Origin of the sequence: Nocardia beijingensis NBRC 16342 (assembly GCF_001612785.1) — a bacterium.
Taxonomy (GTDB): domain Bacteria; phylum Actinomycetota; class Actinomycetes; order Mycobacteriales; family Mycobacteriaceae; genus Nocardia; species Nocardia beijingensis.
Genome location: NZ_BDBC01000024.1, coordinates 14,747 through 41,114 on the forward strand (window position 1 = coordinate 14,747; position 26,368 = coordinate 41,114).

22 protein-coding genes and 1 tRNA gene are annotated in these 26,368 nt (G+C 70.0%); 12 read left to right on the forward strand and 11 right to left on the reverse strand.

The window, feature by feature from the left end:
- Nucleotide 1: 1 nt before the first annotated feature.
- From NB3_RS15775 to NB3_RS15800, 6 genes are all read left to right on the forward strand, one after another.
- The gene (locus NB3_RS15775) at nucleotides 2-403 is read left to right on the forward strand and encodes a nuclear transport factor 2 family protein (RefSeq protein WP_067803216.1); all 402 of its coding nucleotides are present in this window, start codon (nucleotides 2-4) and stop codon (nucleotides 401-403) included.
- Nucleotides 404-699: 296 nt separating this feature from the next.
- The gene (locus NB3_RS15780) at nucleotides 700-1,317 is read left to right on the forward strand and encodes an Rv0361 family membrane protein (protein ID WP_067803219.1); all 618 of its coding nucleotides are present in this window, start codon (nucleotides 700-702) and stop codon (nucleotides 1,315-1,317) included.
- A 4-nt stretch (nucleotides 1,318-1,321) separates the two neighbouring features.
- Nucleotides 1,322-2,743, forward strand: coding sequence for a metallophosphoesterase family protein (locus NB3_RS15785; RefSeq protein ID WP_244891923.1), 1,422 nt, complete (start codon nucleotides 1,322-1,324; stop codon nucleotides 2,741-2,743).
- A 108-nt stretch (nucleotides 2,744-2,851) separates the two neighbouring features.
- Nucleotides 2,852-3,874, forward strand: a complete 1,023-nt coding sequence (locus tag NB3_RS15790) for an iron ABC transporter substrate-binding protein (RefSeq protein WP_067803225.1) — start codon at nucleotides 2,852-2,854, stop codon at nucleotides 3,872-3,874.
- Nucleotides 3,875-3,876: 2 nt separating this feature from the next.
- Nucleotides 3,877-5,430 carry an ABC transporter permease gene (locus tag NB3_RS15795; RefSeq protein WP_067803227.1) on the forward strand — a complete coding sequence of 518 codons (1,554 nt, stop codon included), beginning with the start codon at nucleotides 3,877-3,879 and terminating at the stop codon, nucleotides 5,428-5,430.
- Nucleotides 5,427-6,479 carry an ABC transporter ATP-binding protein gene (locus tag NB3_RS15800; RefSeq protein ID WP_067803228.1) on the forward strand — a complete coding sequence of 351 codons (1,053 nt, stop codon included), beginning with the start codon at nucleotides 5,427-5,429 and terminating at the stop codon, nucleotides 6,477-6,479. Before NB3_RS15795 ends, NB3_RS15800 begins: the two co-directional genes overlap by 4 nt.
- An 82-nt stretch (nucleotides 6,480-6,561) precedes the next feature.
- On the opposite strand, the gene NB3_RS15805 is transcribed toward NB3_RS15800, so the two are convergent.
- A tRNA-Cys gene (locus NB3_RS15805) sits at nucleotides 6,562-6,636 on the reverse strand.
- Between the two features lie 114 nt (nucleotides 6,637-6,750).
- Here NB3_RS15805 and NB3_RS15810 point away from each other — a divergent pair.
- Nucleotides 6,751-7,302, forward strand: coding sequence for a MarR family winged helix-turn-helix transcriptional regulator (locus NB3_RS15810; protein WP_067803231.1), 552 nt, complete (start codon nucleotides 6,751-6,753; stop codon nucleotides 7,300-7,302).
- A 125-nt stretch (nucleotides 7,303-7,427) separates the two neighbouring features.
- Nucleotides 7,428-8,468 (forward strand): Hsp70 family protein, encoded by a 1,041-nt coding sequence (locus tag NB3_RS15815; protein ID WP_067803276.1) that lies wholly within the window; start codon nucleotides 7,428-7,430, stop codon nucleotides 8,466-8,468.
- A 38-nt stretch (nucleotides 8,469-8,506) separates the two neighbouring features.
- Here NB3_RS15815 and NB3_RS15820 read toward each other — a convergent pair whose 3' ends face one another.
- From NB3_RS15820 to NB3_RS36575, 6 genes are all read right to left on the reverse strand, one after another.
- Nucleotides 8,507-9,334 carry an enoyl-CoA hydratase gene (locus NB3_RS15820; RefSeq protein WP_067803234.1) on the reverse strand — a complete coding sequence of 276 codons (828 nt, stop codon included), beginning with the start codon at nucleotides 9,332-9,334 and terminating at the stop codon, nucleotides 8,507-8,509.
- Complete coding sequence (gene mmsB, locus NB3_RS15825; protein ID WP_067803237.1) at nucleotides 9,335-10,228, reverse strand: 3-hydroxyisobutyrate dehydrogenase; 894 nt, start codon at nucleotides 10,226-10,228, stop codon at nucleotides 9,335-9,337.
- Nucleotides 10,229-11,293 carry an enoyl-CoA hydratase/isomerase family protein gene (locus NB3_RS15830; RefSeq protein ID WP_067803239.1) on the reverse strand — a complete coding sequence of 355 codons (1,065 nt, stop codon included), beginning with the start codon at nucleotides 11,291-11,293 and terminating at the stop codon, nucleotides 10,229-10,231.
- The gene (locus tag NB3_RS15835; protein ID WP_067803241.1) at nucleotides 11,290-12,429 is read right to left on the reverse strand and encodes an acyl-CoA dehydrogenase family protein; all 1,140 of its coding nucleotides are present in this window, start codon (nucleotides 12,427-12,429) and stop codon (nucleotides 11,290-11,292) included. The genes NB3_RS15830 and NB3_RS15835 overlap by 4 nt, the downstream gene beginning before the upstream one ends.
- Nucleotides 12,430-12,434: 5 nt before the next feature.
- A complete protein-coding gene (locus NB3_RS15840) occupies nucleotides 12,435-13,934 on the reverse strand; it encodes a CoA-acylating methylmalonate-semialdehyde dehydrogenase (protein WP_067803243.1) in 1,500 nt (499 codons plus the stop codon).
- A gap of 165 nt (nucleotides 13,935-14,099) precedes the next feature.
- Nucleotides 14,100-15,071: a DUF2157 domain-containing protein gene (locus NB3_RS36575; protein WP_067803246.1), complete on the reverse strand. Its 972-nt coding sequence runs from the start codon at nucleotides 15,069-15,071 to the stop codon at nucleotides 14,100-14,102.
- 197 nt (nucleotides 15,072-15,268) lie between these two features.
- Between NB3_RS36575 and icmF the strand changes: the two genes are divergently transcribed.
- Together icmF and NB3_RS15855 are read left to right on the forward strand one after the other, a co-directional pair.
- Nucleotides 15,269-18,487: a fused isobutyryl-CoA mutase/GTPase IcmF gene (gene icmF, locus NB3_RS15850; RefSeq protein ID WP_067803249.1), complete on the forward strand. Its 3,219-nt coding sequence runs from the start codon at nucleotides 15,269-15,271 to the stop codon at nucleotides 18,485-18,487.
- Nucleotides 18,488-18,670: 183 nt separating this feature from the next.
- Nucleotides 18,671-19,741: an amidohydrolase family protein gene (locus tag NB3_RS15855; protein WP_067803251.1), complete on the forward strand. Its 1,071-nt coding sequence runs from the start codon at nucleotides 18,671-18,673 to the stop codon at nucleotides 19,739-19,741.
- Nucleotides 19,742-19,759: 18 nt separating this feature from the next.
- Here NB3_RS15855 and NB3_RS15860 read toward each other — a convergent pair whose 3' ends face one another.
- The 3 genes from NB3_RS15860 to NB3_RS15870 all read right to left on the reverse strand — a co-directional run bounded on the left by NB3_RS15860 (nucleotide 19,760) and on the right by NB3_RS15870 (nucleotide 24,414).
- Nucleotides 19,760-20,557: a helical backbone metal receptor gene (locus tag NB3_RS15860; RefSeq protein ID WP_067803253.1), complete on the reverse strand. Its 798-nt coding sequence runs from the start codon at nucleotides 20,555-20,557 to the stop codon at nucleotides 19,760-19,762.
- A 282-nt stretch (nucleotides 20,558-20,839) separates the two neighbouring features.
- Nucleotides 20,840-21,607, reverse strand: coding sequence for an SWIM zinc finger family protein (locus NB3_RS15865; protein ID WP_067803255.1), 768 nt, complete (start codon nucleotides 21,605-21,607; stop codon nucleotides 20,840-20,842).
- A complete protein-coding gene (locus tag NB3_RS15870; RefSeq protein ID WP_067803258.1) occupies nucleotides 21,604-24,414 on the reverse strand; it encodes a DEAD/DEAH box helicase in 2,811 nt (936 codons plus the stop codon). Before NB3_RS15870 ends, NB3_RS15865 begins: the two co-directional genes overlap by 4 nt.
- 149 nt (nucleotides 24,415-24,563) lie before the next feature.
- Between NB3_RS15870 and NB3_RS15875 the strand changes: the two genes are divergently transcribed.
- A complete protein-coding gene (locus NB3_RS15875) occupies nucleotides 24,564-24,926 on the forward strand; it encodes a hypothetical protein (RefSeq protein WP_067803264.1) in 363 nt (120 codons plus the stop codon).
- Between the two features lie 4 nt (nucleotides 24,927-24,930).
- Here the strand turns inward: NB3_RS15875 and NB3_RS15880 are convergent, their stop codons facing one another.
- Entirely contained in the window at nucleotides 24,931-25,749 is an 819-nt protein-coding gene (locus tag NB3_RS15880; protein ID WP_067803266.1) for a sulfurtransferase, read from the reverse strand.
- A gap of 174 nt (nucleotides 25,750-25,923) precedes the next feature.
- Between NB3_RS15880 and NB3_RS15885 the strand changes: the two genes are divergently transcribed.
- A partial coding sequence (locus NB3_RS15885; protein WP_174553210.1) for a benzoate/H(+) symporter BenE family transporter occupies nucleotides 25,924-26,368 on the forward strand: 445 nt, incomplete at its 3' end.

Consider the following 26,368-nt stretch of genomic DNA (forward strand, 5'->3'; position numbering starts at 1 on the left):
CATGCTCACGAAGTCCGAGGTCGTCAAGGGTTTCTACACGGCGACGCAGACCGGTGACGGACCGGCGATCCTGGCCCTGTTGCACCCGGAGTTCGAGGCGCGAACCGCACCGGGCCTGCCGTGCGGCGCGGGCGGTGTCTTCCACGGCCCGATCGCGGCGATGGCGCGTGTCTGGGGCGCGGTCGCGCGACATTTCGACACCGCGCCGTACGACGAGACCTGGCAGGAGACCACCGACGGCACCATTGTGGTGACGGGGCACTATCGCGGCGCGGCCCGTGCCACCGGCCGGGAGTATGACGCCGAATTCGTGCATCTGTGGCAAGTCGACGAGGACGGCCGCATTACGCGGCTGCACCAATACACCGACACCGCACGCTGGCATGCCGCCCTGAACGCCTGACGCCGTCGGAGTGCCGCGCGTGCCGGGGAGTCACCGCGACCGGCGCGGACGGACGGCTCGACCGGCCAGACCGTGCCCCGGCGCTGAACACCACGCAGTACTGATCCGAGCAGAGCACGAACCGCCGGCCATTCCGCCGAACCCGGACTTGCCAGCCGGAACAGCGGTCCAAGGCGGGACACCAGGACCGCTCGCGAGCAACCGCCAGCGGATGATCCGGCTTGGTTTGGTTTCCGGTCACCCGGGCACGCTTTTGCCGTAGCGATGCAGGCACCGGGGGCAGACCGGAGGACGACATGGCTTATCCACCGGGCGGGCAACCGCCGGATGACCGACCGCCGCAGCCGCCCCCTGGCGCCCCGCCACCCGGGCAACCCCTTCCGCCGCCGGGGCAACCCCTCCCACCGCCCGGTCCGGGTTATCCGCCACCCGGCTACCCACCATCGGGACCACAGCCGAAGAAGAGCCATGCCGGCCTGATCGCGGGCCTGGTGGTGATAGTCGTGCTGGTGATCACGGGCGCGGTGATCGCCGGGTTCTTCTTGACCACGCAGGGCAAAGGCCCGCTCGCCTCGGACGAGAAGAAGATCGAACTCGCGATCCGCGATTTCTACGAGACCCTGGACAGGCGCGGCTTCCGCGCGGCGGCCGAACAGGCGTGCTTGCGCGAACGCGCCGCGTTCGAGGCGATGACCGAGAGCGAGAAGAAGGAATTCGACAGCACCTCGATTTCGGTCACCATCGATAGGATCGAGGACATCGTCGTCACCGGGGACACCGCGACCGCGAAGGTCGACGGCAAACTCACCGTCACGGTGCCAGGCCAGCAGCCCGATACCGAGACCAGCACGACCGAGCACCTGAAGAAAGAAGACGGCAAGTGGAAGGTCTGCTCCCCGGAGGGCACGCGCTGATCGCATGCACCCACGCATGAGTTGCTGCGGCCCCAGCCGCAGGACCGTTCTCGGGGCGCTCGGCCTCGCCGCTCTGCTCCCCCTCGCCGGGCGAACGAAATCGTCACGCGCTCAAACCGATTCGATCATCGCGACCGATCTCGAGGTGGTGACCGTCACCGACACCTCGGTCGTCCTCACCTGGACCACGCTCGCGCCCGACCCGGCCGGTCGCCTGCTGCCCGTCGCCACCGACACCCAGGTGCGGATCGGTCCCGCCGACTCCCCGCGCGCGCCGGCGCCGCTCTTCGCCGACGACCGCCCGACTCCCTTCCACTACGCCGAGGTCGATGGCCTCGAGCCGGGACGCGCCTACCGCTTCGAAGCCTGGTCGGCGGGCCTGCGCGCCACACCGGCCCTCTCGCTCACCACGGCCGATCCCGCCGCGCCGGAAGCACGCGGCGAGTTCACCACCCTGGTCCCTCCGCCCGGCCGCAGGCTGCGCACGCTGGCATTGGCCAACGACGTGCACTACGGCGAGCAGGTCAGTGGGCTGATCGTCGGCGACCTGCCGCCCGGCTTCCGGCAGACCCCCGGCCTGGCGCCCTATCCCGAGGTGATGCTGGCCGCGATGCTGGACGACTTACGCAGGCCCGACCGCGCGGCAACACTCCTGCTGCTCGCGGGCGACCTCACCGCGGAAGCCTCCGAGCACGACACCCGCACGGTGCGGTCGCGCCTCGACGCGTGGGGCGAACTGGGCCACGACTACCTGGCCGTGCGCGGCAACCACGACCGCCCACACGTGGGTGGTGAATACGCCGGTTGCGCGCCCGCGCCCGCCGGCCACCGCGACTGCTGGGCCGATGTCTTCTCCCCGCGACAGGACCTGGTCGAACACGAGGTCGGCGGCCTGCGCGTGCTCGGCTTGGACACCAGCCGGCTCGATGAGGCGGGCGGGTCCATCGAGCGCCCGCAATTCGATCATCTCGCCGCACTCCTGCGCGCCGACCCGGATCGGCCGACGCTGGTGTTCGGCCATCACCCGGTGACGACGGAATCGGGACTGACCAACCTCGCCGGGCCCGGGTTCGTGCTCGACGGACGCGACAGCGCCGAGTTGCAGGCGCTCTACACCCGCAGTCCCGGAGTGTTCCTCCAGCACAGCGGCCACACCCACCGCAATCGCCGCACCAGGCCGGACGCGTCGTGCGCGGTGGAGTTCCTGGAGGTCGCCGCGGTCAAGGAGTATCCGGGCGGCTACAGCCTGCTGCGCCTCTACGAGGGCGGCTACATGGTGAATTTCTACAAGACCCGCACCGACGACGCCCGGCGCTGGAGCGCGCTGACCCGCGGCGAGTACTTCGGACTGCAACCGGATTACACGCTCGGCACCTGCGCCGACCGCAATCACGTTGTCGCGCGGGACTTCTCGGGGCTGTCGTGACAGGCCGGGCCGATGCCGACGGCTGCGAACATTCGCGCATGTCGGACGCGGTATCTTCCTTAGGTAAGGCTCAACATATGCACGGGTAGCGCGGTCGGAAGGACGAGGATGAAGCCGGTCAGATGGAAGACGATTGCCGCTGGATTGGTCCTCACCTTGACGGCGCTCGGCGGCACGGCTTGCTCGAATTCCTCCGACGACGCGAACGAGATCACCGTCTACAACGCGCAGCACGAGTCGCTCACCAAGGAATGGGCCGAGCAGTTCACCAAGGAGACCGGCATCAAGGTGACGTTGCGCCAGGGCGGCGACACCGCGCTGGGCAACCAGCTGGTCGCCGAGGGCGCCGCCTCGCCCGCCGACGTCTTCCTCACCGAGAACTCCCCCGCCATGGCGCTGGTGGAGAACGCGGGCCTGTTCGCCGACGTGGACGCCAAGACCCTGGAGCAGGTGCCAGCGCAGTTCCGGCCGTCCACCGGCAAGTGGACCGGCGTCGCGGCTCGTTCGACGGTCTTCGTCTACAACAAGAACAAGGTCCAGCCCGGTCAGCTGCCGGCCTCGCTGCTGGACTTGGCGCAGCCGCAGTGGAAGGGCCGCTGGGGCGCGGGCGTTTCCGGCGCCGACTTCCAGGCGATCGTGGCGGCCCTGCTGGCGCTGAAGGGTGAGGACGTCACCCGGACCTGGCTGAAGGGCATGAAGGAGAACGCCACGCCGTTCCCGAACAACGTCGCCACCATGAAGGCGGTCAATTCCGGCAGCCCGGACGGCGGCGTCATCTACCACTACTACTGGTACCGCGATCAGGCGAACACCAAGGAGAGCAGCGCCGACACCGCCCTGCACTACTTCAAGAACCAGGACCCCGGCGCCTTCGTCAGCGTCTCCGGCGGCGGCGTGCTGAAGGCGAGCAACAAGCAGGAGGCGGCGCAGAAGTTCCTGGCGTTCATCGTCGGCAAGACCGGACAAGAGGTGTTGCGCGACGGCACGTCGCTGGAGTACCCGGTGGCCGCCGGGGTGGCCGCGAACCCGGCGCTGCCGCCGCTGGCGGACCTCCAGGCGCCCGCGGTGGACCCCTCCAAGCTGGACTCGAAGAAGGTCACCCAGCTGATGACCGAAGCGGGTCTGCTGTAGCCGTGGCACTGCGGACCGCTGTCGCCGCGCCCCGGGTCGGCAGGCCGGGGCCGGTGGTCACTGGCGTCGCGCTGCTGCTGGTGGCGGCGACGTTCGTGCCGCTCGGTTACATCGTTTCGACGCTGTTGTCCACCGGCCTCGATCAGGCGGCCGAGCTGGTGTTCCGCCCCAGAGTCGGTGAGCTGCTGCGCAACACGGCCGCGCTGGTGGCGTGCACGGTGCCGATCTGCGTGGCGCTCGGCGTCGGGCTCGCCTGGGTGGTCGAACGCACCGATGTGCCGGGAAAGTCGTGGTGGGGGCCGGTTTTCGCGGCGCCGCTCGCGGTTCCCGCGTTCGTCAACAGCTATGCCTGGGTGAGCGTCTTCCCCACCATGCACGGCCTGTGGGCGGGTGTGGTGATCTCGACGATGTCCTATTTCCCGCTGGTCTATCTGCCCGCGGCGGCCACCTTGCGCCGCCTGGACCCCGCAGTGGAGGAGTCGGCGCGCGCGCTCGGTTCCGGCCCGGTCGCGGTGTTCGCGCGCATCGTGCTGCCGCAACTGCGCTTGGCGATCCTCGGTGGTGGGCTGCTCATCGGGCTGCATCTGCTCGCCGAATACGGCGCCTTCGTGATGGTGCGGTTCGACACCTTCACCACGGCGATCTTCGAGCAGTACCAGTCCAGCTTCGCCGGTCCGGCCGGCAGCATGCTGGCCGGTGTGCTCGTGCTGTGCTGCCTGGCTCTGCTCGGGGCGGAGGCGGGACTGCGCGGCCGGGCGCGTTATGCGCGGATCGGCAGCGGTGCGCCACGCGCCGCGACCAGAGCCCGGTTGGGCGCCGGGACGTTGCCGGTGCTGGCCGCGCTCGTCGCGGTGACGGCGGGCGCGCTGGGTGTGCCGCTGTGGACGATCGGACGCTGGTTGCGCATCGGCGGCGCGGCGGTATGGGATCTCACCGATATCGGCAACGCACTCGGGCAGACGATCGGCCTCGCGGCCGTCGCCGCACTGCTCACCACTCTGTGCGCGTTCCCGGTCGCGTGGATCGCGGTGCGGTCCACCTCGGCGTTCGCCCGGCTGATCGAGGGCGCCAACTACATCACCAGCTCACTGCCCGGCATCGTCATCGCGCTGGCCATGGTGACCGTGACCATCCGGTGGGCGCCCGCGCTCTACCAGACGGCGGGCATGGTGATCGCCGCCTATCTCCTGCTGTTCCTGCCCCGCGCCCTGGTCAGCGTGCGGGCCGGGCTCGCCCAGGTGCCGGTCGGCCTGGAGGAGGCGTCCCGGTCGCTGGGCCGATCGGGGCCCGCGACGTTCTTCCTGGTCACGCTGCGTCTCGCGGCGCCTGCCGCGGCGGCGGCCGCCGCTCTGGTGTTCGTCGCCGTGGCGACGGAGCTGACCGCGACCCTGCTGCTGGCGCCCAACGGAACCCGCACGCTGGCGATGCGGTTCTGGGGCCTGTCCGGCGAACTGGACTACGCGGGCGCAGCGCCGTACGCCCTGATCATGATCGTCGCCGCAGTGCCGGTGACCTACCTGCTGTTCACCAACTCGCGGAAGGCGGCCGGGATATGAGTCGCGTTGTCGTCGCCGATGTCTCGAAGACCTTCGGCCACACCCGGGTGCTCGGCGGGATCAGCCTCGACGTGCCGGATCACACCGCCACCGCGGTGGTCGGATCGTCCGGATGCGGCAAGACCACGCTGCTGCGCGTGATCGCCGGATTCGAGGCGCCGGATACGGGTTCGGTATCAATCGGAACGGAAACCGTTGTCGGGGAACGTCTCTCGGTACCGCCGCAGCGCCGCAACATCGGTTACGTCGCCCAGGACGGTGCGCTGTTCCCGCATCTGACCGTCGGCCAGAACATCGCCTACGGCTTGCCCGGCCTGCGCCGTAACAGCCGAGGGCGGGTGCACGAACTGCTGGAGATGGTGTCGCTGGACGCGTCCTATGCCGACCGGCGGCCGCATCAGCTCTCCGGCGGCCAGCAGCAGCGCGTCGCCCTGGCCCGCGCGCTGGCGCGCAAACCATCGGTGATGCTGCTGGACGAGCCGTTCAGCGCACTGGACGCCGGCCTGCGCGCGACCACCAGGCAGGCGGTGGCCGACACGCTGCGCGAGGCAGGCATGACCAGCATTCTGGTGACGCACGACCAGGAGGAGGCGCTCAGTTTCGCCGAGCAGGTGGCGGTGATGCGGGAGGGGCGCTTCACCCAGGTCGGGACGCCGGAGGAGGTCTACGCCACGCCGAAGGACCTGTTCACCGCCCGGTTCCTCGGCGACTGCGTGCTGCTGGACGCGGTGGTGGAGGCGGACGTGGCCAAATGCGCGCTGGGCCGGATCCCGGTGCAGCGCGATGCCGCGAGCGGACCGGCGACGATCATGCTGCGCCCGGAACAGCTTGTCGCCCATGTCGCTTCGGAGAGCGAGGCGGAGACCGGCCGGGTCCGGGCCGTCGACTTCCGCGGCGCCGACGTCATCCTGACCATCGAATTGGAAGGCACCGCCACGCCCATTCGGGTCCGCCGGGCCAGCGTCGCCGCCCCGGTCACCGGGCAGCGAGTGCGTTTGGAAGTGATCGGCTCGGCCGTGGCGTATTCCGAGCCGGACGAAGCCGCCTGAAACGAGCGCTCGGGCTGGTCACGACCGCGCCGCTGCCGGTGCGCCTCGGCGCTCGGCGTGGCGACCGAGCACCGAGGACGTCTGGAGCGAGCGGCGGGAATTGAACCCGCGTAAACGGCTTTGCAGACCGTTGCCTAAACCACTCAGCCACGCCCGCCTCGCCCTAGATAGTGCCCGCGGCCGGTCGCCCCGGCCTACCATTACGCTCACGGTGATCCGAAGCCTGGCCGGATGCCCCCGCCCCCTCGAGGTGGCATGGAATGATCGGAACATGTCTCGGCCACGCCCGCTTCCGAACGACCCGATCGAGGAGGCCCACCGCCAGTGGGTCGGCCACGGCTGGGGCGATGTCGCCGACGGCATGGCCGCGGTGACGTCGCTGGTCCGGGCTCAGCAAATCGTGATGGCGCGGGTGGACGAGGCGCTGAAACCCACGGGATTGACCTTCTCCCGCTACGAGTTGCTCATGCTGCTCAATTTCAGCAAAACCGGAGCGTTGCCGATGGCGAAGGCGAGCGCCCGCTTGCAGGTGCACCCGACCAGCGTCACCAACACCGTGGACCGGCTGGAGGCGGCGAAACTCGTCGAGCGGGTTCCGCATCCCAGCGACCGGCGCGCCACCTTGATCGAAATCACCGACGCCGGAAGGGAATTGGTGGCGAAGGCGACCGAGGAACTCAACGCGAAGGTGTTCGCGCTCCCCGGACTCCCACCGGACCGACTGCACACCCTCCTGCAACTGCTCGCCGAATTCCGACACGCCGCGGGCGACTTCGACACCGCGGAGGGCACGGCGCGCTGGTCGGCCACGGCCACAGACTGATTCGCCGTACCGGTCGGTCGCATAAACGTTTTGCCCGACCGCCGAGTGACATTCCGGCATCCAACCGGCGAATTGCCTGGCATGCCGTCTTGGCAGCGGAACGGAAAAGGTCCACCATGGAGAACATGGTGCTGGTCTTGGGTGTATCGGCGGGCGCTGGCGGCGCCCACGCGATGCTGACACACTCCGATCAGCCGCACCTACCCCCGATCGATCGCTGCGAAGTGCCGCGGCGAGCGGGTGGCGGCGTAGAGGAACCGGTCTTCGAGGCGATCCGCCGGATGAACGGCGCCGCCGACCGCAGGGACGAGCTGATCTCGGGCACGGCGGTGACCTGCCGCTGCCCGCTGCACGCCGAGGCCGTCCGGGCTCGCGTCGGTCGCCGGGACGTGACCATCGTCGACGAACCGCTCGCCCAGCTGCGCTACCTGCGCTTCACCGGGCAACTGCCGGACAGCGGCTCGGTGATCCTCTACGACCTGGGCAGTTCCGGGCTGACCATCACCCATGCCGACTGCCGCACCGACACGATCCTGTCCAGCAAACGCAGCACGGTGCTCGGCGGCGACGGCTACGACGCGCTGTTGCGCTGGCGCTTGGCCCGCGACGGCGTGCTCACCGACACGACGACCATCCGGCGCCATCGCGAGGAGCTGAGCGAGGCCAGGGTGGTCACCGCGATCGACGACGGCACCGGCGACCGAGCCGTTCTCACCCGCAGCGACCTGGCGGAGTTGTGCGCGGCGGGCATTCATCACTCGGTGTCGTTCGTGCGGCAGATCATCGACGAGACCGGCGTGCGACCGGAGGCCATGGTGCTGCTGGGCGGCTGCACCCGCAGCCCCAGCATTCGCGCCGAACTGGCCGAACTGATCGATCTGCCGATCGTCTACGACCCCGAACCCGACTTCGTCTCCGCGCGCGGCGCCGTGCTGCTCGCCGCCGAACGCAGGGGCGGCGAGGTCAGGATGGCCAGGCTGCGCGCCGGAGCCACCCTGGTCCCGGCCGCCGTCGACCGGCGCAAACTCATCGCGGCGGCGGCGGTCACCATCGCGCTCGGCGCCACCATCGCCGGACTGCTCGCCACCGACGACAACGATCCCCCACCGGAGGGGAACAGAGTGCCCGCGCAGATTGTGGCGCCAACGCCGGGACCCACCGGATAACCCGCCCGGCCTGGCATTACGGCCGGGCGGGATCGCTGTCAGCGGTTGGTGAACTTCGCCGGACGCTTCTCCACGAAGGCGTTCATGCCTTCCTTCTGGTCCTCGATCGCGAACAGCGAGTGGAAGACCCGTCGTTCGAACCGCAGCCCCTCGGCGAGCGTGGTCTCGAACGAGCGGTTCACCGCTTCCTTGGCGATCATGGTGACCGGCAACGACATGCCCGCGATGGTCTCGGCGACCTCGAGCGCGGTGTCGAGCAGCTCCGCGGCGGGAACGATGCGCGAGACCAACCCGGCCCGCTCGGCCTCTTCGGCGTCCATATTGCGGCCGGTGAGCACCAGATCCATGGCCTTGGCCTTGCCGATCGCGCGGGTCAGGCGCTGCGAGCCGCCGATGCCGGGGATGACACCCAGCTTGATCTCCGGCTGCCCGAACTTCGCGGTGTCGGCCGCGAGCAGGATGTCGCAGATCATGGCCAGCTCACAACCGCCGCCGAGCGCGTAGCCCGCCACCGCGGCGATGGTGGGCTTGCGGAACTGCGCCAGCCGGTCCCAGCGGGCGAAGTAGTCGTTCATGAACATGTCCATGTACGACTTGGGCTGCATCTCCTTGATGTCGGCGCCCGCCGCGAAGGCCCGCTCCGAACCGGTGATCACGATGGCGCCGATCTCGTCGTCGTGCTCCAGCTCGTCGAGCGCGGCGATGACGTCGTCGAGGACCTGCGCGTTCAGCGCGTTGAGCGCCTTCGGGCGGTTCAGCGTGATCCAGCCGACCCGGCCCTTGCGTTCCAGCAGAATCGTCTCGAACTCACGCCCACCCGTCACCCGGCCGCCGCCCCCCACGGAATCGCTTCGCGATGCGTCCATTTATGCATCCTCTTTGTCGGAACGGTTACGGATATCGGTGACGATAGCCGAGAAGTCCCGCCCGGCATCCGTCTGGTTGAAGCGGTCGTAGATGGTGGCGGCGAGCAAGCCGAGCTGCCCGTCGACGTTGTTCTCACGCAACGCGTTCGCGGCCAGACCCAGGTCCTTCGACATGAGCGCCGTCGCGAAACCGGGCTGGTAGTCGTTGTTGGCCGGACTGGTCGGCACCGGGCCGGGGACCGGGCAGTAGCTGGTCAGCGCCCAGCTCTGGCCGGAAGCGGTGGAGACGACGTCGAAGAACGACTGATGACTCAGGCCCAGCTTCTCACCAAGCACCAGCGACTCCGACAGCGCGATCATCGACACGCCCAGCAGCATGTTGTTGCAGATCTTCGCCGCCTGGCCCACACCGGAGCCACCACAGTGCACCACCTTGCCGCCCATCACCTCGAGCACCGGCAGCGCGTCGGCGAAGTCCTCGGCCGCGCCGCCGACCATGAAGGTCAGCGTGCCCGCCGCCGCGCCGGCGACGCCGCCGGACACCGGTGCGTCCAGCGCGCGGTGCCCGGCGGCGGTGGCGCGTTCGGCCGCGGCCTTGGCGTCGGCGACGTCGATGGTGGAGCAGTCGATGAACAGGGTGCCCGGCGCGGCGGCCGGGAGCAGCTCGGCGTACACGTCCAGGACGAGTTTGCCGTTGGGCAGCATGGTGATCACGGTCTCGGCCGCGGCGGCCTCTGCGGCCGAACCGACCACGAGCGCGCCGTCGCGCCCGGCCTGTTCCCGCGCCGCGGGCACCGGGTCGAAGGCGAGCACCTCGTAGCCCGCTCGCACCAGGTTGGCCGCCATCGGGCCGCCCATGTGGCCGAGGCCGAGAAATCCGATTCGCTTGCTCATCTACGCCACCTCCGGGGCCCGCAGACCCAGCTCTCGATCGCCCAACTCGGCGAAGTACGCGTCCACCTGCGCGTCCGTGACCGCCGCCAGGGTCGCCGGCGACCATTTCGGATCACGGTCCTTGTCGATCACCTGGGCGCGGATGCCCTCGACCAGATCGTGCGAGGACAGCGACGCGATGGACACCCGGTACTCCTCGTTCAGCACCGCCTCCAGGTTCGGCGCGGTGCGCGCCGCCCGCAGCGAGCGCAGCGTCACCTTCAGGGCCACCGGGGATTTCGCCAGGATCTCGGTGGCCGCCGCCCGCGCCTCCGGCGCGTCGTGCGCTTGCAGCCGCGCGACGATCTCCTCCACGGAATCGGCTCCGTAGCAGGCGTCGATCCAGTCCTGCCCGGCGGCAAGCGCGGATTCCGGCGCGTCGGTGGCGAATTTGGCGATCGCGATGTCGGCGCTCTCCGTGCGCAGCGTCTCCAGCAGGGCGGGCAGATGCTCGGAGGCGACGAAATAGTCGGCGAAGCCCGCGGCGATGGCGTCGCCCGGGCTCATCCGCGCGGTGGTCAGCGCCACGTGCGTGCCGATCTCGCCCGGCGTCCGCGCCAGCAGGTAGGTGCCGCCGACATCCGGGACGAACCCGATGCCGACCTCGGGCATGCCGATCTTGGACCGCTCGGTGACGATGCGGTGGCTGCCGTGCCCGGAGAGTCCGACGCCGCCGCCCATCACGATGCCGTCCATGACCACCACGTACGGCTTGGGGTAGCGGCCGATCAAGGCGTTGAGGACGTACTCGTCGCGCCAGAACCGCCCGGTGGCCGAATCCGCGGTGTTCGCACCGCTTTTCGCGTCGGCGTGGATGGCGACGATGTCGCCGCCCGCGCACAGGCCGCGCTCCCCCGCGCCGGTGACCACGACGGTGCGCACCGCGTCGTCCTCGGCCCACTCGCGCAGCGCCTCGGTGATCGTCAGTGCCATCGAGTGGTTCAGGGCGTTGATGGCCTTGGGCCGGTTCAGCGTGATCAGGCCGAGCCCGTCACGCCGTTCGAGCAGAACTTCTGGGTCGCTCATGCCGCTCCTACCAGTGCGCGGGCGACGACCACCCGCATGATTTCGTTGGTGCCCTCGAGGATCTGGTGCACCCGCAGATCCCGGACGATCTTCTCCACGCCGTATTCGGTCAGATAGCCGTAGCCGCCGTGCAGTTGCAGGGCCTTGTTGGCCACCTCGAAGCCCGCGTCGGTGGCGAAACGCTTCGCCATGGCGCACAGCTCCACCTTGTCCGGCGCGTCGGCGTCCAGCGCGTCGGCGGCCCGCCACAGCAGCGTGCGGGCGGCCTCCAATTCGATGCGCATATCGGCGAGTTCGAATTGCAGCGCCGGATTCCGCAGCAGCGGCTTGCCGAACGCGTGCCGCTCGGCGAGGTACGGCACCGTCTTGTCCAGCGCCGCCTGCGCGCCGCCGACCGAGCACGCGGCGATGTTGAGCCTGCCGCCGTTGAGCCCGTTCATCGCGATGCGGAAGCCGTCGCCCTCCGCGCCGAGCCGGTTGGCCGCCGGGACCCTGGCGTCGGAGAAGATCACCTGACGGGTCGGCTGCGCGTTCCAGCCCATCTTCTTCTCGTTGGCGCCAACGGAGATGCCGGGTGTGTCGGCGGGCACGATGAACGCCGAGATCCCGCGCGCTCCCGAATCACCGGTTCTGGCCATGACGACGTAGACGTCCGTGGCGCCCGCGCCGGAGATGAACTGCTTGGCGCCGTTGAAGACGTAGTCGTCACCGTCGCGCACGGCTCTGGTGCTCAACGCCGCCGCGTCGGAGCCGACGCCCGGCTCGGTGAGCGCGTAGCTGGCCAGCGTTTCCATCGCGGTCAGCCCGGGTAGCCACCGGGTGCGCTGATCGTCGTCGCCGTAGCGGTCGATCATCCACGCCGCCATGTTGTGGATGGAGATGTAGGCGGCGATGGCCGGGCAGCCGGTGGCCAGCTGCTCGAAGATGCGCACGGCGTCGAGCCTGCGCAAACCCGAACCACCGACGTCATCGCGCACGTAGATGCCGCCGAGGCCGAGCGGGCCTGCCTTGCGCAGCACGTCCACCGGGAAATGCTTCTGCTCGTCCCATTCCAGCGCGTTCGGGGCGAGGTATTCGTCGGCGAAGCCGCGCGCGGTGTCGCGGATCGCCTTCTCGTCGTCGTCCAGTGCGAACATCCGCGTCAGTCCATCGTCGGGATGACGAACGCGTTGCTCTCCTTCAGGCCCGCGGGCCAGCGCTGCGTCACCGTCTTGGTCTTGGTGTAGAAGCGGATCGAGTCCGGGCCGTGCTGGTTCAGGTCGCCGAAGCCGGAACGCTTCCACCCGCCGAAGGTGTAGTACGCGATCGGCACCGGGATCGGCACGTTGATGCCCACCATGCCCACCTGCACGCGCGCGGCGAAGTCGCGGGCGGTGTCGCCGTCCCTGGTGAAGATCGCGACGCCGTTGCCGTACTCGTGCTCGTCGGCCAGCCGCAGCCCCTCCTCGTAGTCCTTGGCGCGGACCACGCTGAGCACCGGGCCGAAGATCTCCTCGCGGTAGATCCGCATGTCCGGGGTCACCTTGTCGAACAGCGTCGCGCCGACGAAGTAGCCGTTCTCAGCGCCTTCCACGACCAGGCCGCGGCCGTCCACCACCAGCTCGGCCCCCTCATCGATGCCGATCTGGACGTAGTTGTTCACCCGGTTCACGCCGTCCTGGCCGACCAGCGGGCCGTAGTCGGCGCCGGGATCGTCGGACCTGCCGACGTTGAGCTTGCGCACCCGCTCGGTCAGCTTGGCCACCAAGCGGTCGGCGGTCTCCTCGCCGACCGGGACGGCCACCGAGATGGCCATGCAGCGCTCGCCCGCGGACCCGTAACCCGCGCCGATCAGCTGATCGGCCACGTCGTCGAGGTCGGCGTCGGGCATGACGATCGCGTGGTTCTTCGCGCCGCCGAAGCACTGCGCCCGCTTGCCGTTCGCGGTCGCGGTCTCGTAGATGTACTGCGCGATGGGAGTGGAGCCGACGAAGCCGACGGCCTTGACGCGCGGATCGTGCAGCAGCGTGTCGACGGCTTCCTTGTCGCCGTTGACCACGTTGAACACGCCTGCGGGCAGACCGGCCTCGAGGAACAGCTCGGCCAGCCGCAGCGGCACCGAGGGGTCGCGCTCGGACGGCTTCAGCACGAACGCGTTGCCGGTGGCCAGCGCGGGACCGGCCTTCCACAGCGGGATCATGGCCGGGAAGTTGAACGGGGTGATGCCGGCGACGACGCCGAGCGGCTGGCGCATCGAGTAGACGTCGATGCCGGTGCCGGCCCCCTCGGTGTACTCGCCCTTGAGCAGGTGCGGGATGCCGGTGGCGAACTCGATGACCTCCAGGCCGCGCTGGATGTCACCCTTCGCGTCGGCGATGGTCTTGCCGTGCTCGGAGGACAGCAGGGCGGCCAGCGAGTCCATCTCGTCCTGCACCAGCGTCAGGAACTTCATCAGTACCCGCGCGCGCTTCTGCGGGTTGAACGCGGCCCACACCGGCTGCGCCGCCTCCGCGTTCGCGATGGCCGCCTCGACCTCGGACTTGCTCGCCAGCGGTACCCGCGCCTGCACCTCACCGAGGTTGGGGTCGAAGACGTCGCCGAAGTTGCCGGACGCGCCCGGCACATGCTGTCCGCCGATGAAATGGGTGAGTTCGCGAACCATGCCAGTCCTGTTCTCGTAGCGATCGGGACACCGCGATGCGGTATGCCGGTCATCCTATAGTTGGACGTCCAAGTATTGGTACTCCCCGAAGGGCGATGTGATTCATCCCACCACCGCACGGAGGGCTACAGCAAGCGCAGCCGTGGGACGGGCGCGAAGGATGGCCTACGTCTGCGATACCGGCACGGGCGGATCGTTCTCCTTCTCCCGCCGCGGCCGCGCCAGCCGGAACGCGCCCACCGCGAGCGTGATCGCGCCGAGCGCCACGACCACCGCCGCCGCGCCGAGCGAGTCGCCGGTCCATTCCGAGACCGCTTCCCCCGCCGCGACCGCGATGGCAACACCGCCTCCGATGACGAGCACCGCCGAGCGCTGCGTCGCGTACAACGCGAAGCACAGCACGGCGATCACCGCCGTGACCCCATAGGCCCAGGCCCGGCCGTCGAGACTCTGCGCTGCCGCGACGGAGGTGACGATCGCGATCAGGTATCCGACCCGGAGGTCGGCCATGGCGCCGATTCTGGTCAGCGCGAACCACCCGGCGCCGAGCAGCAGCACCGCCACAGCGGCCCACATGTCATCGAGGTCGAACAGGTCGGTCAGCACCCCAGCGACGGCCGCGGGCACGAAGCAGGCGCAGACGAGCATGCCGAGCACGGAGGGCAGCGCGAGGTAACCGAGCACCGCGATCACCGCCCCGGCCGCGCACGCGAAAACCCATGCGGCGTCGGCCCCGTCGAGCGCGGCGCCGACGGCTCCGGCGAGCGCGACGGCGCCGAGGGCGAACAGCGCGGCCGCCAACCTGCCGCGGGCGCTTCGCGCGTTCCCTCGGCCGGAAGGCAGCCCCGCGAGCAGCACTCCCCCGAGCAGCAGACCGGCCGCGACGACGGCGAGCACGCCGACCCGGACCGGCCGATCGAGCGCGTCCCAGGACGAGGCCGCCACCAGGGCGATCCCGCCGAACAGCAGACCCGCGCCGACATACGAGGCGATTTCGGCGAGCACCTTCCCGCGCGCCGACACCGCGGCCCGCTCGACGGCCAGTGCCGCGAGCACCGCGTCGGCCTGGTCGCGGGTCAGCACCCCGTCGGCGACCAGCCGCCCGATCGCGGCTTCCGCTCTGCCGTCGCTCACCATGCGCCCAGTATGTCCGAGTCCGCCGCCATGACAACACGATCGGCCGCGCTACCGGCCGAAGTTCCAGGTCCGCCGCTCGGAGGCGACCGAGGCGCGCGACCCGTCGCCGACCGGCTGGCGATGTGACGACAGTCACCGTACGATTAGTTTGACGTCCTAGTATCGGGCGGCAATGGAATCCCCGGAGGAATCCCCCAGTGGCCGACAGCAGCGCGCTCTACACGCCCACCCATCCCGTTCGCTTCGTCACCTCGGCGGCCCTGTTCGACGGGCACGACGCGGCGATCAACATCATGCGCCGCATCCTCCAGAGCCAGGGCGCGGAGGTGATCCACCTCGGCCACAACCGCTCCGTCGCCGAGGTTGTCGACGCCGTCCTCACCGAGGACGCCCAAGGCGTCGCGGTCAGCTCCTACCAGGGCGGCCACGTGGAGTACTTCGAATATCTCGCCGACGCGCTGCGGAAAGCCGGAGCCGAGCACGTGCGGATCTTCGGCGGCGGCGGTGGCGTGATCGTGGCGGAGGAGATCGCCCGGCTGGCCGCGTCCGGCGTGACCATCTTCTCCCCCGAGGACGGACAGCGACTCGGCCTGCCCGGCATGATCAATCAGCTGATCCGCGCCTGCGATGTCGACCTCGCGGCCGAGCCACCCGCGCCGGACGCGGTGCTCGCGGGCGAGCGCGCCGCCCTGGCACGCGCCATCACCTGCCTGCAAGCGGACGCGCTGCCGGAGGCCGACCGCAGGAAACTGGCCGAGGCCGCGGCGGCGCGCACCGTGCCGGTGCTCGGCATCACCGGGACGGGCGGCTCCGGGAAGTCCTCGCTCACCGACGAATTGGTGCGCAGGCTGCGGTCGGACCAGCAGGACAAGGTGCGCGTGGCGATCCTCGCGGTCGACCCCACCCGGCGGCGCGGCGGCGGCGCGCTGCTCGGCGACCGCATCCGGATGAACGCACTCGACGGCGAGCACGTCTTCTTCCGTTCGCTGGCCACTCGCGGCGGACACGAACTGCCGGACAACATCGATCTCATCGTGGCCGCGTGCAAGGCGGCGGGCTACGACCTGGTCATCCTGGAGACGCCCGGCATCGGTCAGGGCGACGCCGCGGTGATCGACCACGTGGACGTGTCGATGTACGTGATGACGCCCGAGTTCGGCGCCGCCTCCCAGCTGGAGAAGATCGACATGCTGGACTACGCGGACGTGGTGGCGATCAACAAATTCGAGCGCCGCGGCGCCGCGGACGCGCTGCGCGACGTGGCCAGGCAGCTGGTCCGCAACCGGGAGGCCTTCCACGCCGCCCCGGAGGACATGCCGGTCTTCGGCACCAGCGCGGCCACGTTCAACGACGACGGGGTGACCGCGCTCTACCAGCACCTGACCGGGCTGCTCGCGAACCACGGTCTGCGGCTGGAGCCCGGCGCGCTGCCCCGGGTGGACACCCGCGCGTCCACCCGGTTCGCCCAGCTCATCCCGCCCGCGCGGGTGCGTTACCTGGCCGAGATCGCCGAGACGGTGCGCGGGTACCACGCCGAGACGGCCGCCCAGGTCGCCGCCGCGCAACGGCTGCAACGCCTCGAGCAGGTCGCGGCCGAACTGCCCGACGACACCGCCGTCGCCGAACTGGCCGAACGCGCCCGCGCCGACCTCACCCCCGCGAACGCCGCGCTGCTGGCGGAGTGGCCCGCGCTCGCCGAGTCCTATCGCGGCGAAGAACAGGTGGTGCGGGTGCGGGACCGCGAGATCCACACCCCGCTGCGCCGGGAGACGTTGTCGGGCAACTCGATTCCGCGCGTCGCCCTGCCCCGCTTCACCGATCACGGTGAGCTGCTGCGTTTCCTGCGCGCCGAGCATCTACCGGGGCACTTCCCGTTCACCGCCGGAGTGTTCCCGTTCAAACGCGACAACGAGGACCCGGCGCGGATGTTCGCGGGCGAGGGCGACCCGTTCCGCACCAACCGCCGGTTCAAGGTGCTCAGCGAGCATTCCGACGCGAAAAGGCTGTCCACGGCTTTCGATTCGGTGACGCTCTACGGGCACGATCCCGCCGAGCGGCCCGATATCTACGGCAAGGTCGGCACCTCCGGCGTGTCGATCGCCTCGCTCGACGACATGAAGGTGCTCTACGACGGTTTCGACCTGACCGCGCCGACCACCTCGGTGTCGATGACGATCAACGGCCCCGCGCCGACCATCCTGGCCTATTTCCTCAACACCGCGATCGATCAGGCGCTGGACCGCTTCGCGGCGGAGCAGGGACGTCCGCCGACCGACGCCGAAGCGGCCGACGTGCGCGCCCGCACGCTGGCGACCGTGCGCGGCACGGTGCAGGCCGACATCCTCAAAGAGGACCAGGGCCAGAACACCTGCATCTTCTCCACCGAGTTCAGCCTCCGCATGATGGCCGACATCCAGGAGTGGTTCGTGCGCAACGGCGTGCGCAATTTCTACTCGGTGTCGATTTCCGGCTACCACATCGCCGAGGCGGGCGCGAACCCGATCAGCCAGCTGGCTTTCACCCTGGCGAACGGATTCACCTATGTGGAGGCGTACCTCGCGCGCGGCATGCACATCGACGACTTCGCGCCGAACCTGTCGTTCTTCTTCTCCAACGGGATGGATCCGGAGTACTCGGTGATCGGCCGGGTGGCCCGCCGCATCTGGGCGGTCGCCATGCGGGACCGCTACGGCGCCAACGAGCGGTCGCAGAAGCTGAAGTACCACATCCAGACCTCCGGCCGGTCGCTGCACGCGCAGGAGATGAACTTCAACGACATCCGCACCACGTTGCAGGCGCTGATCGCGATCTACGACAACTGCAACAGCCTGCACACCAACGCCTACGACGAGGCGGTCACCACGCCCACCGAGGAATCGGTGCGGCGCGCGCTGGCCATCCAGCTCATCATCAACCGCGAGTGGGGCGTCGCGATGAACGAGAACCCGCTGCAAGGCAGCTTCCTGATCGACGAGCTCACCGATCTGGTCGAGGAGGCGGTGCTGGCCGAGTTCGAGCGGATCAGCGAACGCGGCGGCGTACTCGGCGCGATGGAGACCGGTTATCAGCGCGGCAAGATCCAGGACGAGTCGATGCGCTACGAACAGCGCAAGCACGACGGCTCGCTGCCCATCATCGGGGTGAACACCTTCCGCAACTCCCACGAGGAGCCGCACCGGGAGCTGGAGCTGGCGCGCGGCACCGAAGCGGAGAAGCAGTCGCAGCTGCGGCGGGTGCGCGAGTTCCAGCAGCGCAACCGGGACGCCGCCCATGCCGCGCTGGCCCGGCTCGAGGCGGTCGCCCGCACCGACGACAACATCTTCGAGGTCCTGATGGACGCCGCACGCGTGTGCACGTTGCAGCAGGTCACCGACACGTTCTTCACCGTCGGCGGTCAGTACCGCCGCAACGTGTGAGCTGGGCGCGCGGATTCGGAGCAGGCGGTACTCAGTGGACGGCGGTGCGCTCGCGGACCGGGTTCGCCCGCCGATCCGGCCGGACCCGCCGAGCCGGCTCGGCGGCCGCGGATTCCGGACGCACCGCGCGCCGGGCATGTGACAATCGCCGAGCAAACCTTCGGCGCGGTTGGGACGGCGGACATGGAGCTATCGGGAATCCGGATCATCGACGCACACATCCATCAGTGGGATCCGTTCACCACACCGCGGGATTTCAGCACGTTGGCGAAACTGTTCCGGCTGCTGCCGGTGCCGGTGGACGCGGCCAAGCGACTCGCGCCGCGGCGGGACCGGGAGTTCGTCGGTGATCCGGTCGCCTACCTGCGGCCCTACCTGCCGTTCGACTACCGGGCGGACGCCGGGAACGCGCCGATCGAGGTGATCGCGCACATCGAGGTCGAGTGGTCGCAACCGGGACCACTGGGGAAAGCCGGGGAGACCGCATGGGTGGCGGGGCTGCCGCTGGAGGCGGCGCCGCGGCTGGGCGCGATCCTCGCCGGCGGCGACCCGGCCGACCCGGGGTTCGGCGAACTGCTCGACGCGCACGCGGCCGCGTCGCCGCTACTGCGCGGTATCCGCACCATGGTCGCCCACCATCCCGATCCCGGGGTGCGGTCGTTCACCCACACGCCGGGCAAGCTCGTCACCAAGGAATTCCTGGACGGCTTCGCGCGGCTGGCCGAGCGCGGCCTGCCGTTCGAAGCGTGGGTGTACTCGCACGCCATTCCCGACGTCACCGCGCTGGCCGAACGCTATCCCGAGGTTCCGATCGTGCTGAACCACCTCGGTACGCCCGCGGGAATCTTCGGGGCGGTAGGCAAACACACCGGCGCCAATCCCGGCCTGCGCAGGCAGTTGCTGGTGCGGTGGCGCGACGATCTCGCCGCACTGGCCGCGCGGCCGAACGTGGTCGCGAAGGTGAGCGGGCTGATGATGCCGATCCTCGGCCATCCGATCCCGCCGCGCGGCACGCCGACGCCGGTGCCGGAACTGCTCGACCGGATCGGCCCGCTGGTCGAGCACGCCGTGGACGTCTTCGGCGCGGACCGGCTCATCTGGGGATCGAACTTCCCCGTCGACAAACCCGTCACCAGCATCGCGAACAGCATCGAGGCGATCGCGACGGCCGTCACCGGCCACGGCGGCGGGCAGGCCGAGCTGGAGCGGATCTTCCGGACCACCGCGCAGCGCGTGTACCGGATCGCGGACTGATCCGGTTGTCGGTGGGCGTTACGAATCGGGTCGAGCCGCCCTGGCCAGCTTTGCGGTGAGGGTCTCGCGGGCGGTCGCCAACGACGGCCCGTACCAGGTGAGGGCGCGGCCCTCGACCAGCGCGACCGGTATGTCCGGAAACGCTTCGGGGCCATCGGTTTCGGTGAAGACATACGGCTCGTCGGGCAGCACCGCGATGTCCACGCCTTCGGTCAGTTCGGCCTCCGTGACGCGCGGATAGCGGTCGGGGCGATCGGCGTGCACGAGCCGCAGGCCGAGACGGCGGGCGATGTCGCCGGTGAAAGTGTTGCGGCCCACCACCATCCACGGATTGCGCCAGACCGGGATGACGGCCGCACGAGCCGGTTCGGGCGGTGGCGCCGCCCAGGCGGTTCGAGCCTCGGCGAGCCAGGCGGGGATGTCGACGCCGAGCGCCTCCACGCACAGCCGGGCAAGGGAGGCCATGGCGTCCTCGACGGTCTCGATCTCGGTCACCCACACCGGGATTCCCGCCGCGCGCAGACGTTCGACGTCGAGGCGGCGGTTCTCCTCCTTGTTGCACAGCACCAGGTCGGGGGCGAGTTCGATGATCCGGCGGACATCCGGGTTCTTGGTTCCACGGACCCGCTCGACCGCCAAGTCGGCTGGATGCGTACACCATTGCGTCGCGGCCACCAAGACGTCCGGGCAAGTGCGCGCCACCGCCTCGGTGAGTGATGGAACGAGCGACACCACCCGGCGCGGGGGTGTTCGCAGATCCACCGGAGCACCGAGGTCGTCGCGGGGCGATCCGGCCGTTGGGCTCTTTCCTGCCACGCTGTCAGCGTATAACAGGATGTTTACGCAGGTCTGTGCGCTTTTCGCCCCGGAGACGCAGGGTGCGGCGATCCGAGGACGCACGGCCGACGAATCGGCAAGTTCGGTGCAAGGGCAGCGCGCGGGCGTAGCTGGGGCAGTTCCGCACCGGGTTATGCCGCGCGACACTGAACAGTGGCACCCGGCGTCGGGAAGTCTCCGGTCCCTTCGCTCCGCCGGTATCGATCCCGCCCCGACAGACCGGCGGTAACCGACAGCCCCGATGCTGGGTGCCGACCAAACTCAGCGGTCGAACCGCCGATAGAGCGCGGTGAGATCGCGCAGGCCGGTCGCGGCGATCGTCTCCTCCGCCGAAGTCATCCGCAGCGCCTTGCGCAGCAGCAGCGGATCCAGATCCTCCGGAGCGGCCCGGAAATCGACCGCGGGCAAGTCCGGCAGCGGACTGCGCTCGCCGTACGGATCGTCGGAGACAGTGGGTTCCGGCTCGCGTTCGATGCCGCCGATCAGGGTGTCCAGGTCGAGACCGCGCAGGGTCAGGATCTCGCGCGGGTGTTCGTCGAGCCGCTCGGCCATCAGGTAGCAGACCGCAGCCACGTGCTTGCACGGCCAGCCCGGATCCGGGCAGGTGCAGGTGAAATCCAGGTCCGCCGCGGTGCTCGGCAGCAGCAGCGGCCCCAGCCCGGCGGGCAGCGCGCCCGAGGCGATCTCGGCGAGCATGCCCGGCGCCGAGCGGATGGTGTCGATGAGCAGCTCGAGTTCGTCCTCGCGCAACGGGCGCACGGTGAACACCGCCGTGAACGGGCGCGGTTGGCTGCCCTGCACTTCCGCCGTCACCGCGCCCGGCTCGATCCGGTAGTTCACCACCTGACCGGACCTGGCGTAGTTGCGGCCGCGCGCCAGCCGCCCCGGCTCCGCCATCCGCTCGACCGACTCCACCAGCGCCTTGCCCCACCAGGTACGGCCGAAACCGCCGCGCCTGCTGCGTGCTTCCACTCCGCCGCGCACCGGCAGCTTCTTCCCGTACTCGGAGTAGTCGACGAAGGGACTCATTCGCCCACCGCCGCCGCACCGAGGGCGAACAGGTCGCGCAGTTCGTCGGTGCTCAGTTCGGTGATCCAGTTCTCCCCCGCGCCGACGGCCAGATCGGCCAGTTGCCGCTTGCCGTTGATCATCTCGTCGATGCGCTCCTCGATCGTGTCCACGCACACCAGCTTGCGCACCTGCACGTTGCGCTGCTGACCGATCCGGAAGGCGCGGTCGGTGGCCTGGTTCTCCACCGCGGGATTCCACCAGCGATCCAGGTGGACCACATGATTGGCGGCGGTGAGATTGAGTCCGGTGCCACCGGCCTTGAGCGACAACAACATCAGCGGCGGACCGTCCGGAGCCTGGAAGCCGGTGACCATCGCGTCGCGCTTCTTCTTCGGCACGCCGCCGTGCAGGAACGGGATCGCGGCGCCGAACCGCTCGGCCAGATACGGCGCGACCAGCTCGCCGAACTCCCGGAACTGGGTGAACAACAGCGCTTTCTCGCCGTCGGCCAGCACCGCGTCCACCACGTCCTCGACGAGGGCGAGCTTGCCGGAGCGGTGCGTCCCTCGGTGCAGCAGGCTGGACCCGTCGCCCAGGAAATGCGCGGGATGGTTGCACACCTGCTTGAGCCGGGTGAGCGCCCCGAGCACGGCTCCCTTGCGCGCCATGCCTTTCGCCTCTTTGAGCTTGGCCAGCATGTCGTCGACGACCGCCTGGTAGAGGGCGGCCTGCTCGACGGTGAGGTTGGCCCGCACGGTCATCTCCAGCTTCTCCGGTAGGTCGCTGATCACCGTTGGGTCGGTCTTCACCCGGCGCAGCACGAACGGCTGGGTGAGCCAGCGCAGGCGGCTGATCGCGTTCTGGTCGCGCTCGCGCTCGATGGGCACCGCGAAGCGGGCGCGGAACGACTGCGGGCTGCCGAGCACTTTGGGCATCGCGAAATCCATGATGGAGCGCAGCTCTTCCAACCGGTTCTCCACCGGAGTGCCGGTGAGCGCCAGGCGATGCCGCGCCCGCAGCGAGCGCGCCGCCCGCGCCTGCCGCGTCCCCGCGTTCTTGATGTGCTGCGCTTCGTCCAGCACGACGCGGTCCCACTGCTGCCTGCCCAGTTCCTCGGCGTCGCGCGCCAGCAGCGCGTAGGTGGTGATCACCAAATCCGCGGCGGCGACCGTCTCGTCGAACTCGGCGCCCGCTCGCCGCCCCACGCCGTGGTGCACCCACACCCGCAGGTCGGGCGCGAACCGCTCCGCCTCGCGCTGCCAGTTGCCGACCACCGACATCGGGCACACCAGCAAAGTAGGGCCCGGCCGCGGCTCGGACGCTTCGCGCTCGTGCACCAGCAGGGCCAGCACTTGGACGGTCTTGCCGAGCCCCATGTCGTCGGCCAGGATCGCCCCGCAACCCATCCGGCTCATCGTCGCCAGCCAAGCCAGGCCGCGTTCCTGGTAGGGGCGCAGGTCGGCCTTCAACCCGACCGGCGCGGCGACCGCTTCCGGTTCCCGCGCGCGGTCGAGCAGGTCACCGGCCCATCCGGTGGCGGTGACCTCGGTGATCGGCACCTGCGGCACCCGGGAGACCGCGATCTCGCCGAGCATGTCCGCGAAAGTGATCGGGGAGTCGTCGGCGTGCGCGGCGACATACTTCGCCGCGGCGGCCAGCGCCTTGTGATCGGCCTGCACCCATTGACCGCGCAACTGGACCAGGTCGGATTTGGCGCGCACCAGGCGTTCCATCTCGGCCGTGGTGAGTACCATGCCGCCGAGCGCGAGTTCCCAGCGATAGGAGACCAGGCCGCGCAGACCCACCGTGCTCTCCGCGGCGGGCACCGCGCTCTCCACCCGCAACCGCATGCTCGGCTCGGCGACACTCCAGGCGCGCGGGAGCAGCAACTGGACGCCCGCGTCGTGCAGCGCGTGCACGCCGTGCGCGACCAGGTCGAGCACCACTTCAGTGGGCAACAGCAGATCCATGCTGCGCGGATCGGCCGGCAGGTCACGCAATCTCGGATACGCCCGCCTGGCCGCGCCCAGCTTGTCCACCGCGATCCGGACCAGGTTCGGATCTTCGTGCAGCGGAACGGTTCTCGGCGCGTCACCGGCGAGCCGCAGGCACACCTCCAGCCGCCACAGCGCCACCGACTCGTCGGCGGCTCCGAGTTCGCCGTCCGGCTCCAGCAGGCGCAGCACCAGTTCCGGTTCGTCACCGGTCAGGCTGGCCCGCCAGCGCTCCAGTACCTCGGCGACCTGGTAGCTGCCGTTGTCCAGCGGAATGTCGCCGACCAGGGCGGCCACCAGCGGATGCGGCGAGTCCGGCAGATCGGCCAGCGACCGCGCGATCGGGTCGGTGAGTTCGGTGACCAGGTCTTCGAGCAGCGCCGCCGGACGCCCCGCGACCCGCAACGCCTCCGGCATGGCGACCGCGAGTTCGGCCAGCCAGGCCCGCTGCCGTTCCCCGCCGACCAGCCGCCAGCGCACCCACCACTGGCCGTCCTCCCTGCGCAGTTCCGGTACGACACGCCCGGCGCGCACCCAGCGTTCGATGCCGCCCGCGACATGCGCGAGGTAGCGCAGATCCCCCGACACCAGTTCGGCGGGCAACCGCTGCCGCAGCGCCCCGGCCGCCGCGGCCGGAGCCAGAGCGTGCGCGCGGACCTGCGCGGTCCCGGCGACCCCGTGCTCGACGACCAGGACCTCGGCCCGGTGCCGGAACTTCGACGCCCGCAGCACGCTGCCCAGCGGATCCGGAAGCTCGGCGGACGTCGCGGCGGCCTGCGAGTCGTGCCAGAGCAGCAACCCGGCACCCGGCGACCACAGTCCGTGCAGCATCACCCCATCCAAGCAGGCGGGTACGACACGTCCGCGCACACCGTGCCACGACCGTTGTGGATTTCTGCGCCCAACCGGCACATACTGGGATATCCGCAGGTCATCGCAGAACAACCGCAGCTTGGTTTCGAGAAAGCGGAGGAAGCGGCATGACGATCCTGCTCCAGGTTCTCGAGCAGAGCTTCACACCGACGACCACGTGGGAACGGCGCAAATTCACCTTCGTGCATGCCGACAAGATCGTCGGCATGCGGCTCGACGGGCAGTGTGGTGTGTGGCTGGACCTGTCGCGCCCCGGTGAATCCCAGCGGCTGGCCCGCACCAGCGACCCGCGCGAGGCGATCACCTTCCTGCTCACCACCTTCGCGAAGATCGCCGAATGCGAGGAGCGCGGTGGCTCGTGGGTGATCGGGCACGACGGGACGCATATCGAGTCGATCGCGGCCACCCGGTTCCCGCCACGGGTGAGCGAGGTCGCCGACGACGATCTCCTGGCCCGGGCCTGGTTGTAAGGCGTCAGCTACCGGTCGCGACCGGCCGTTTCGGATCGTTCGACCACTGCGACCACGACCCGGGGTACAAGGCCGCCTCCACACCCGCGATGGCGAGCGCCGCGACTTGGTGCGCCGCCGTCACGCCGGAACCGCAGTACACGGCCACCGGCCCGGATCCGAAACCGGCGAACCGGTCGCGCAGCTCGGCCACGGCACGGAAGCGCCCGCCCGCGTCGAGATTGTCGGCGGTCGGAGCGCTCAGCGCGCCGGGAATGTGCCCGGCGCGGGGATCGATCGGCTCCACCTCGCCGCGGAAACGCTCGCTCGCCCTGGCGTCCAGCAGCACGCCCTTCCAGCGCGCCGCCGCGTCCGCATCGATCACCGGCAGGTGGCCGGGGTGCAGCTCGACGTCACCCGGCTCGGGGTCGGGCTCGGCGCCGGTCGCGACGGCGCCGCCCGCTTCGATCCAGGCGGGCAACCCGCCGTCGAGGATGCGCACGTCCGCGACGCCCGCCCAGCGCAGCAGCCACCAGGCGCGCGCGGCGGCCATGCCGCCGGTGGCGTCGTAGACGACCACCGGGTCGCCCTCGCACAGGCCCCAGCTGCGCGCGCACTTCTCCAGCTGCGCCGCCTCCGGCAGCGGATGCCTGCCGCGCGCGGGTGAGGGCGGCGCGGCCAGCTCGGTTTCCAGGTCGACGAACACCGCGCCGGGAACATGCCCGGCGAGATAGTGCTGCGGCCCGTCCGGATCACCCAGCGCCCAGCGCACGTCCAGCAAGCGAAGCCGCTTGTCCGCCAAGGCTTCCCGAAGCTCCTCCGGTGAGATCAGTACCGCGCTCAACTCAGCTCCTCATCCCGAATCGCGTCCTCGCGCACCGACTCCCCCACCCTACGCATCCGGATGTACGGATGTCGCCGAACACTCCCGCCGCGTGCCGACCTCCGGTGCAAGTCAGGCCAGTTTCGCGGCACTGGCAGGCGACACGCCTTCGTGACCAGCGGCAATATCCCACCGATGTCGAACGTATCCACCACCGAGACCACCGCGACGCGGGAACCGGAACGGTCGCGAGCCGGACTGGCGCTGCCGCTCGGCGCGGGCGCGGTGACGGCGCTGGTCGGATTCACCAGCTCGTTCGCCGTGGTGCTGAGCGGATTGACGACGGTAGGGGCGAGCCACGCGCAGGCCGCGTCGGGTCTGCTGGCGCTGTGCGTCACGCAGGCGGTCGGCATGATGGCGCTGAGCTACCACTACCGCATGCCGATCACGCTGGCCTGGTCGACGCCGGGCGCGGCGCTGCTGGCCGGGACGGGTGCGGTGGCGGGCGGCTGGCCCGCCGCGATCGGGGCGTTCGCGGTGGCGGGTGTGCTGATCGTCGTCACCGGACTGTGGCAGCGGCTCGGCGCGCTGGTCGCGGCGATCCCGGTGGAGATAGCGCAGGCCATGCTGGCCGGAGTGC

Bases quoted from the DNA above. Each gene is read 5' to 3' on its own strand.
- NB3_RS15875 (WP_067803264.1), top strand. From the start codon at position 24,564: ATGACGATCCTGCTCCAGGTTCTCGAGCAGAGCTTCACACCGACGACC.
- NB3_RS15780 (WP_067803219.1), top strand. From the start codon at position 700: ATGGCTTATCCACCGGGCGGGCAACCGCCGGATGACCGACCGCCGCAG.
- NB3_RS15835 (WP_067803241.1), bottom strand. From the start codon at position 12,429: ATGTTCGCACTGGACGACGACGAGAAGGCGATCCGCGACACCGCGCGC.
- mmsB (WP_067803237.1), bottom strand. From the start codon at position 10,228: ATGAGCAAGCGAATCGGATTTCTCGGCCTCGGCCACATGGGCGGCCCG.
- NB3_RS15830 (WP_067803239.1), bottom strand. From the start codon at position 11,293: ATGAGCGACCCAGAAGTTCTGCTCGAACGGCGTGACGGGCTCGGCCTG.
- NB3_RS15810 (WP_067803231.1), top strand. From the start codon at position 6,751: ATGTCTCGGCCACGCCCGCTTCCGAACGACCCGATCGAGGAGGCCCAC.
- NB3_RS15865 (WP_067803255.1), bottom strand. From the start codon at position 21,607: ATGAGTCCCTTCGTCGACTACTCCGAGTACGGGAAGAAGCTGCCGGTG.
- NB3_RS36575 (WP_067803246.1), bottom strand. From the start codon at position 15,071: ATGGTGAGCGACGGCAGAGCGGAAGCCGCGATCGGGCGGCTGGTCGCC.
- NB3_RS15785 (WP_244891923.1), top strand. From the start codon at position 1,322: ATGCACCCACGCATGAGTTGCTGCGGCCCCAGCCGCAGGACCGTTCTC.
- NB3_RS15855 (WP_067803251.1), top strand. From the start codon at position 18,671: ATGGAGCTATCGGGAATCCGGATCATCGACGCACACATCCATCAGTGG.
- NB3_RS15870 (WP_067803258.1), bottom strand. From the start codon at position 24,414: ATGCTGCACGGACTGTGGTCGCCGGGTGCCGGGTTGCTGCTCTGGCAC.
- NB3_RS15790 (WP_067803225.1), top strand. From the start codon at position 2,852: ATGAAGCCGGTCAGATGGAAGACGATTGCCGCTGGATTGGTCCTCACC.
- NB3_RS15840 (WP_067803243.1), bottom strand. From the start codon at position 13,934: ATGGTTCGCGAACTCACCCATTTCATCGGCGGACAGCATGTGCCGGGC.
- NB3_RS15775 (WP_067803216.1), top strand. From the start codon at position 2: ATGCTCACGAAGTCCGAGGTCGTCAAGGGTTTCTACACGGCGACGCAG.
- NB3_RS15820 (WP_067803234.1), bottom strand. From the start codon at position 9,334: ATGGACGCATCGCGAAGCGATTCCGTGGGGGGCGGCGGCCGGGTGACG.
- NB3_RS15800 (WP_067803228.1), top strand. From the start codon at position 5,427: ATGAGTCGCGTTGTCGTCGCCGATGTCTCGAAGACCTTCGGCCACACC.
- NB3_RS15815 (WP_067803276.1), top strand. From the start codon at position 7,428: ATGGTGCTGGTCTTGGGTGTATCGGCGGGCGCTGGCGGCGCCCACGCG.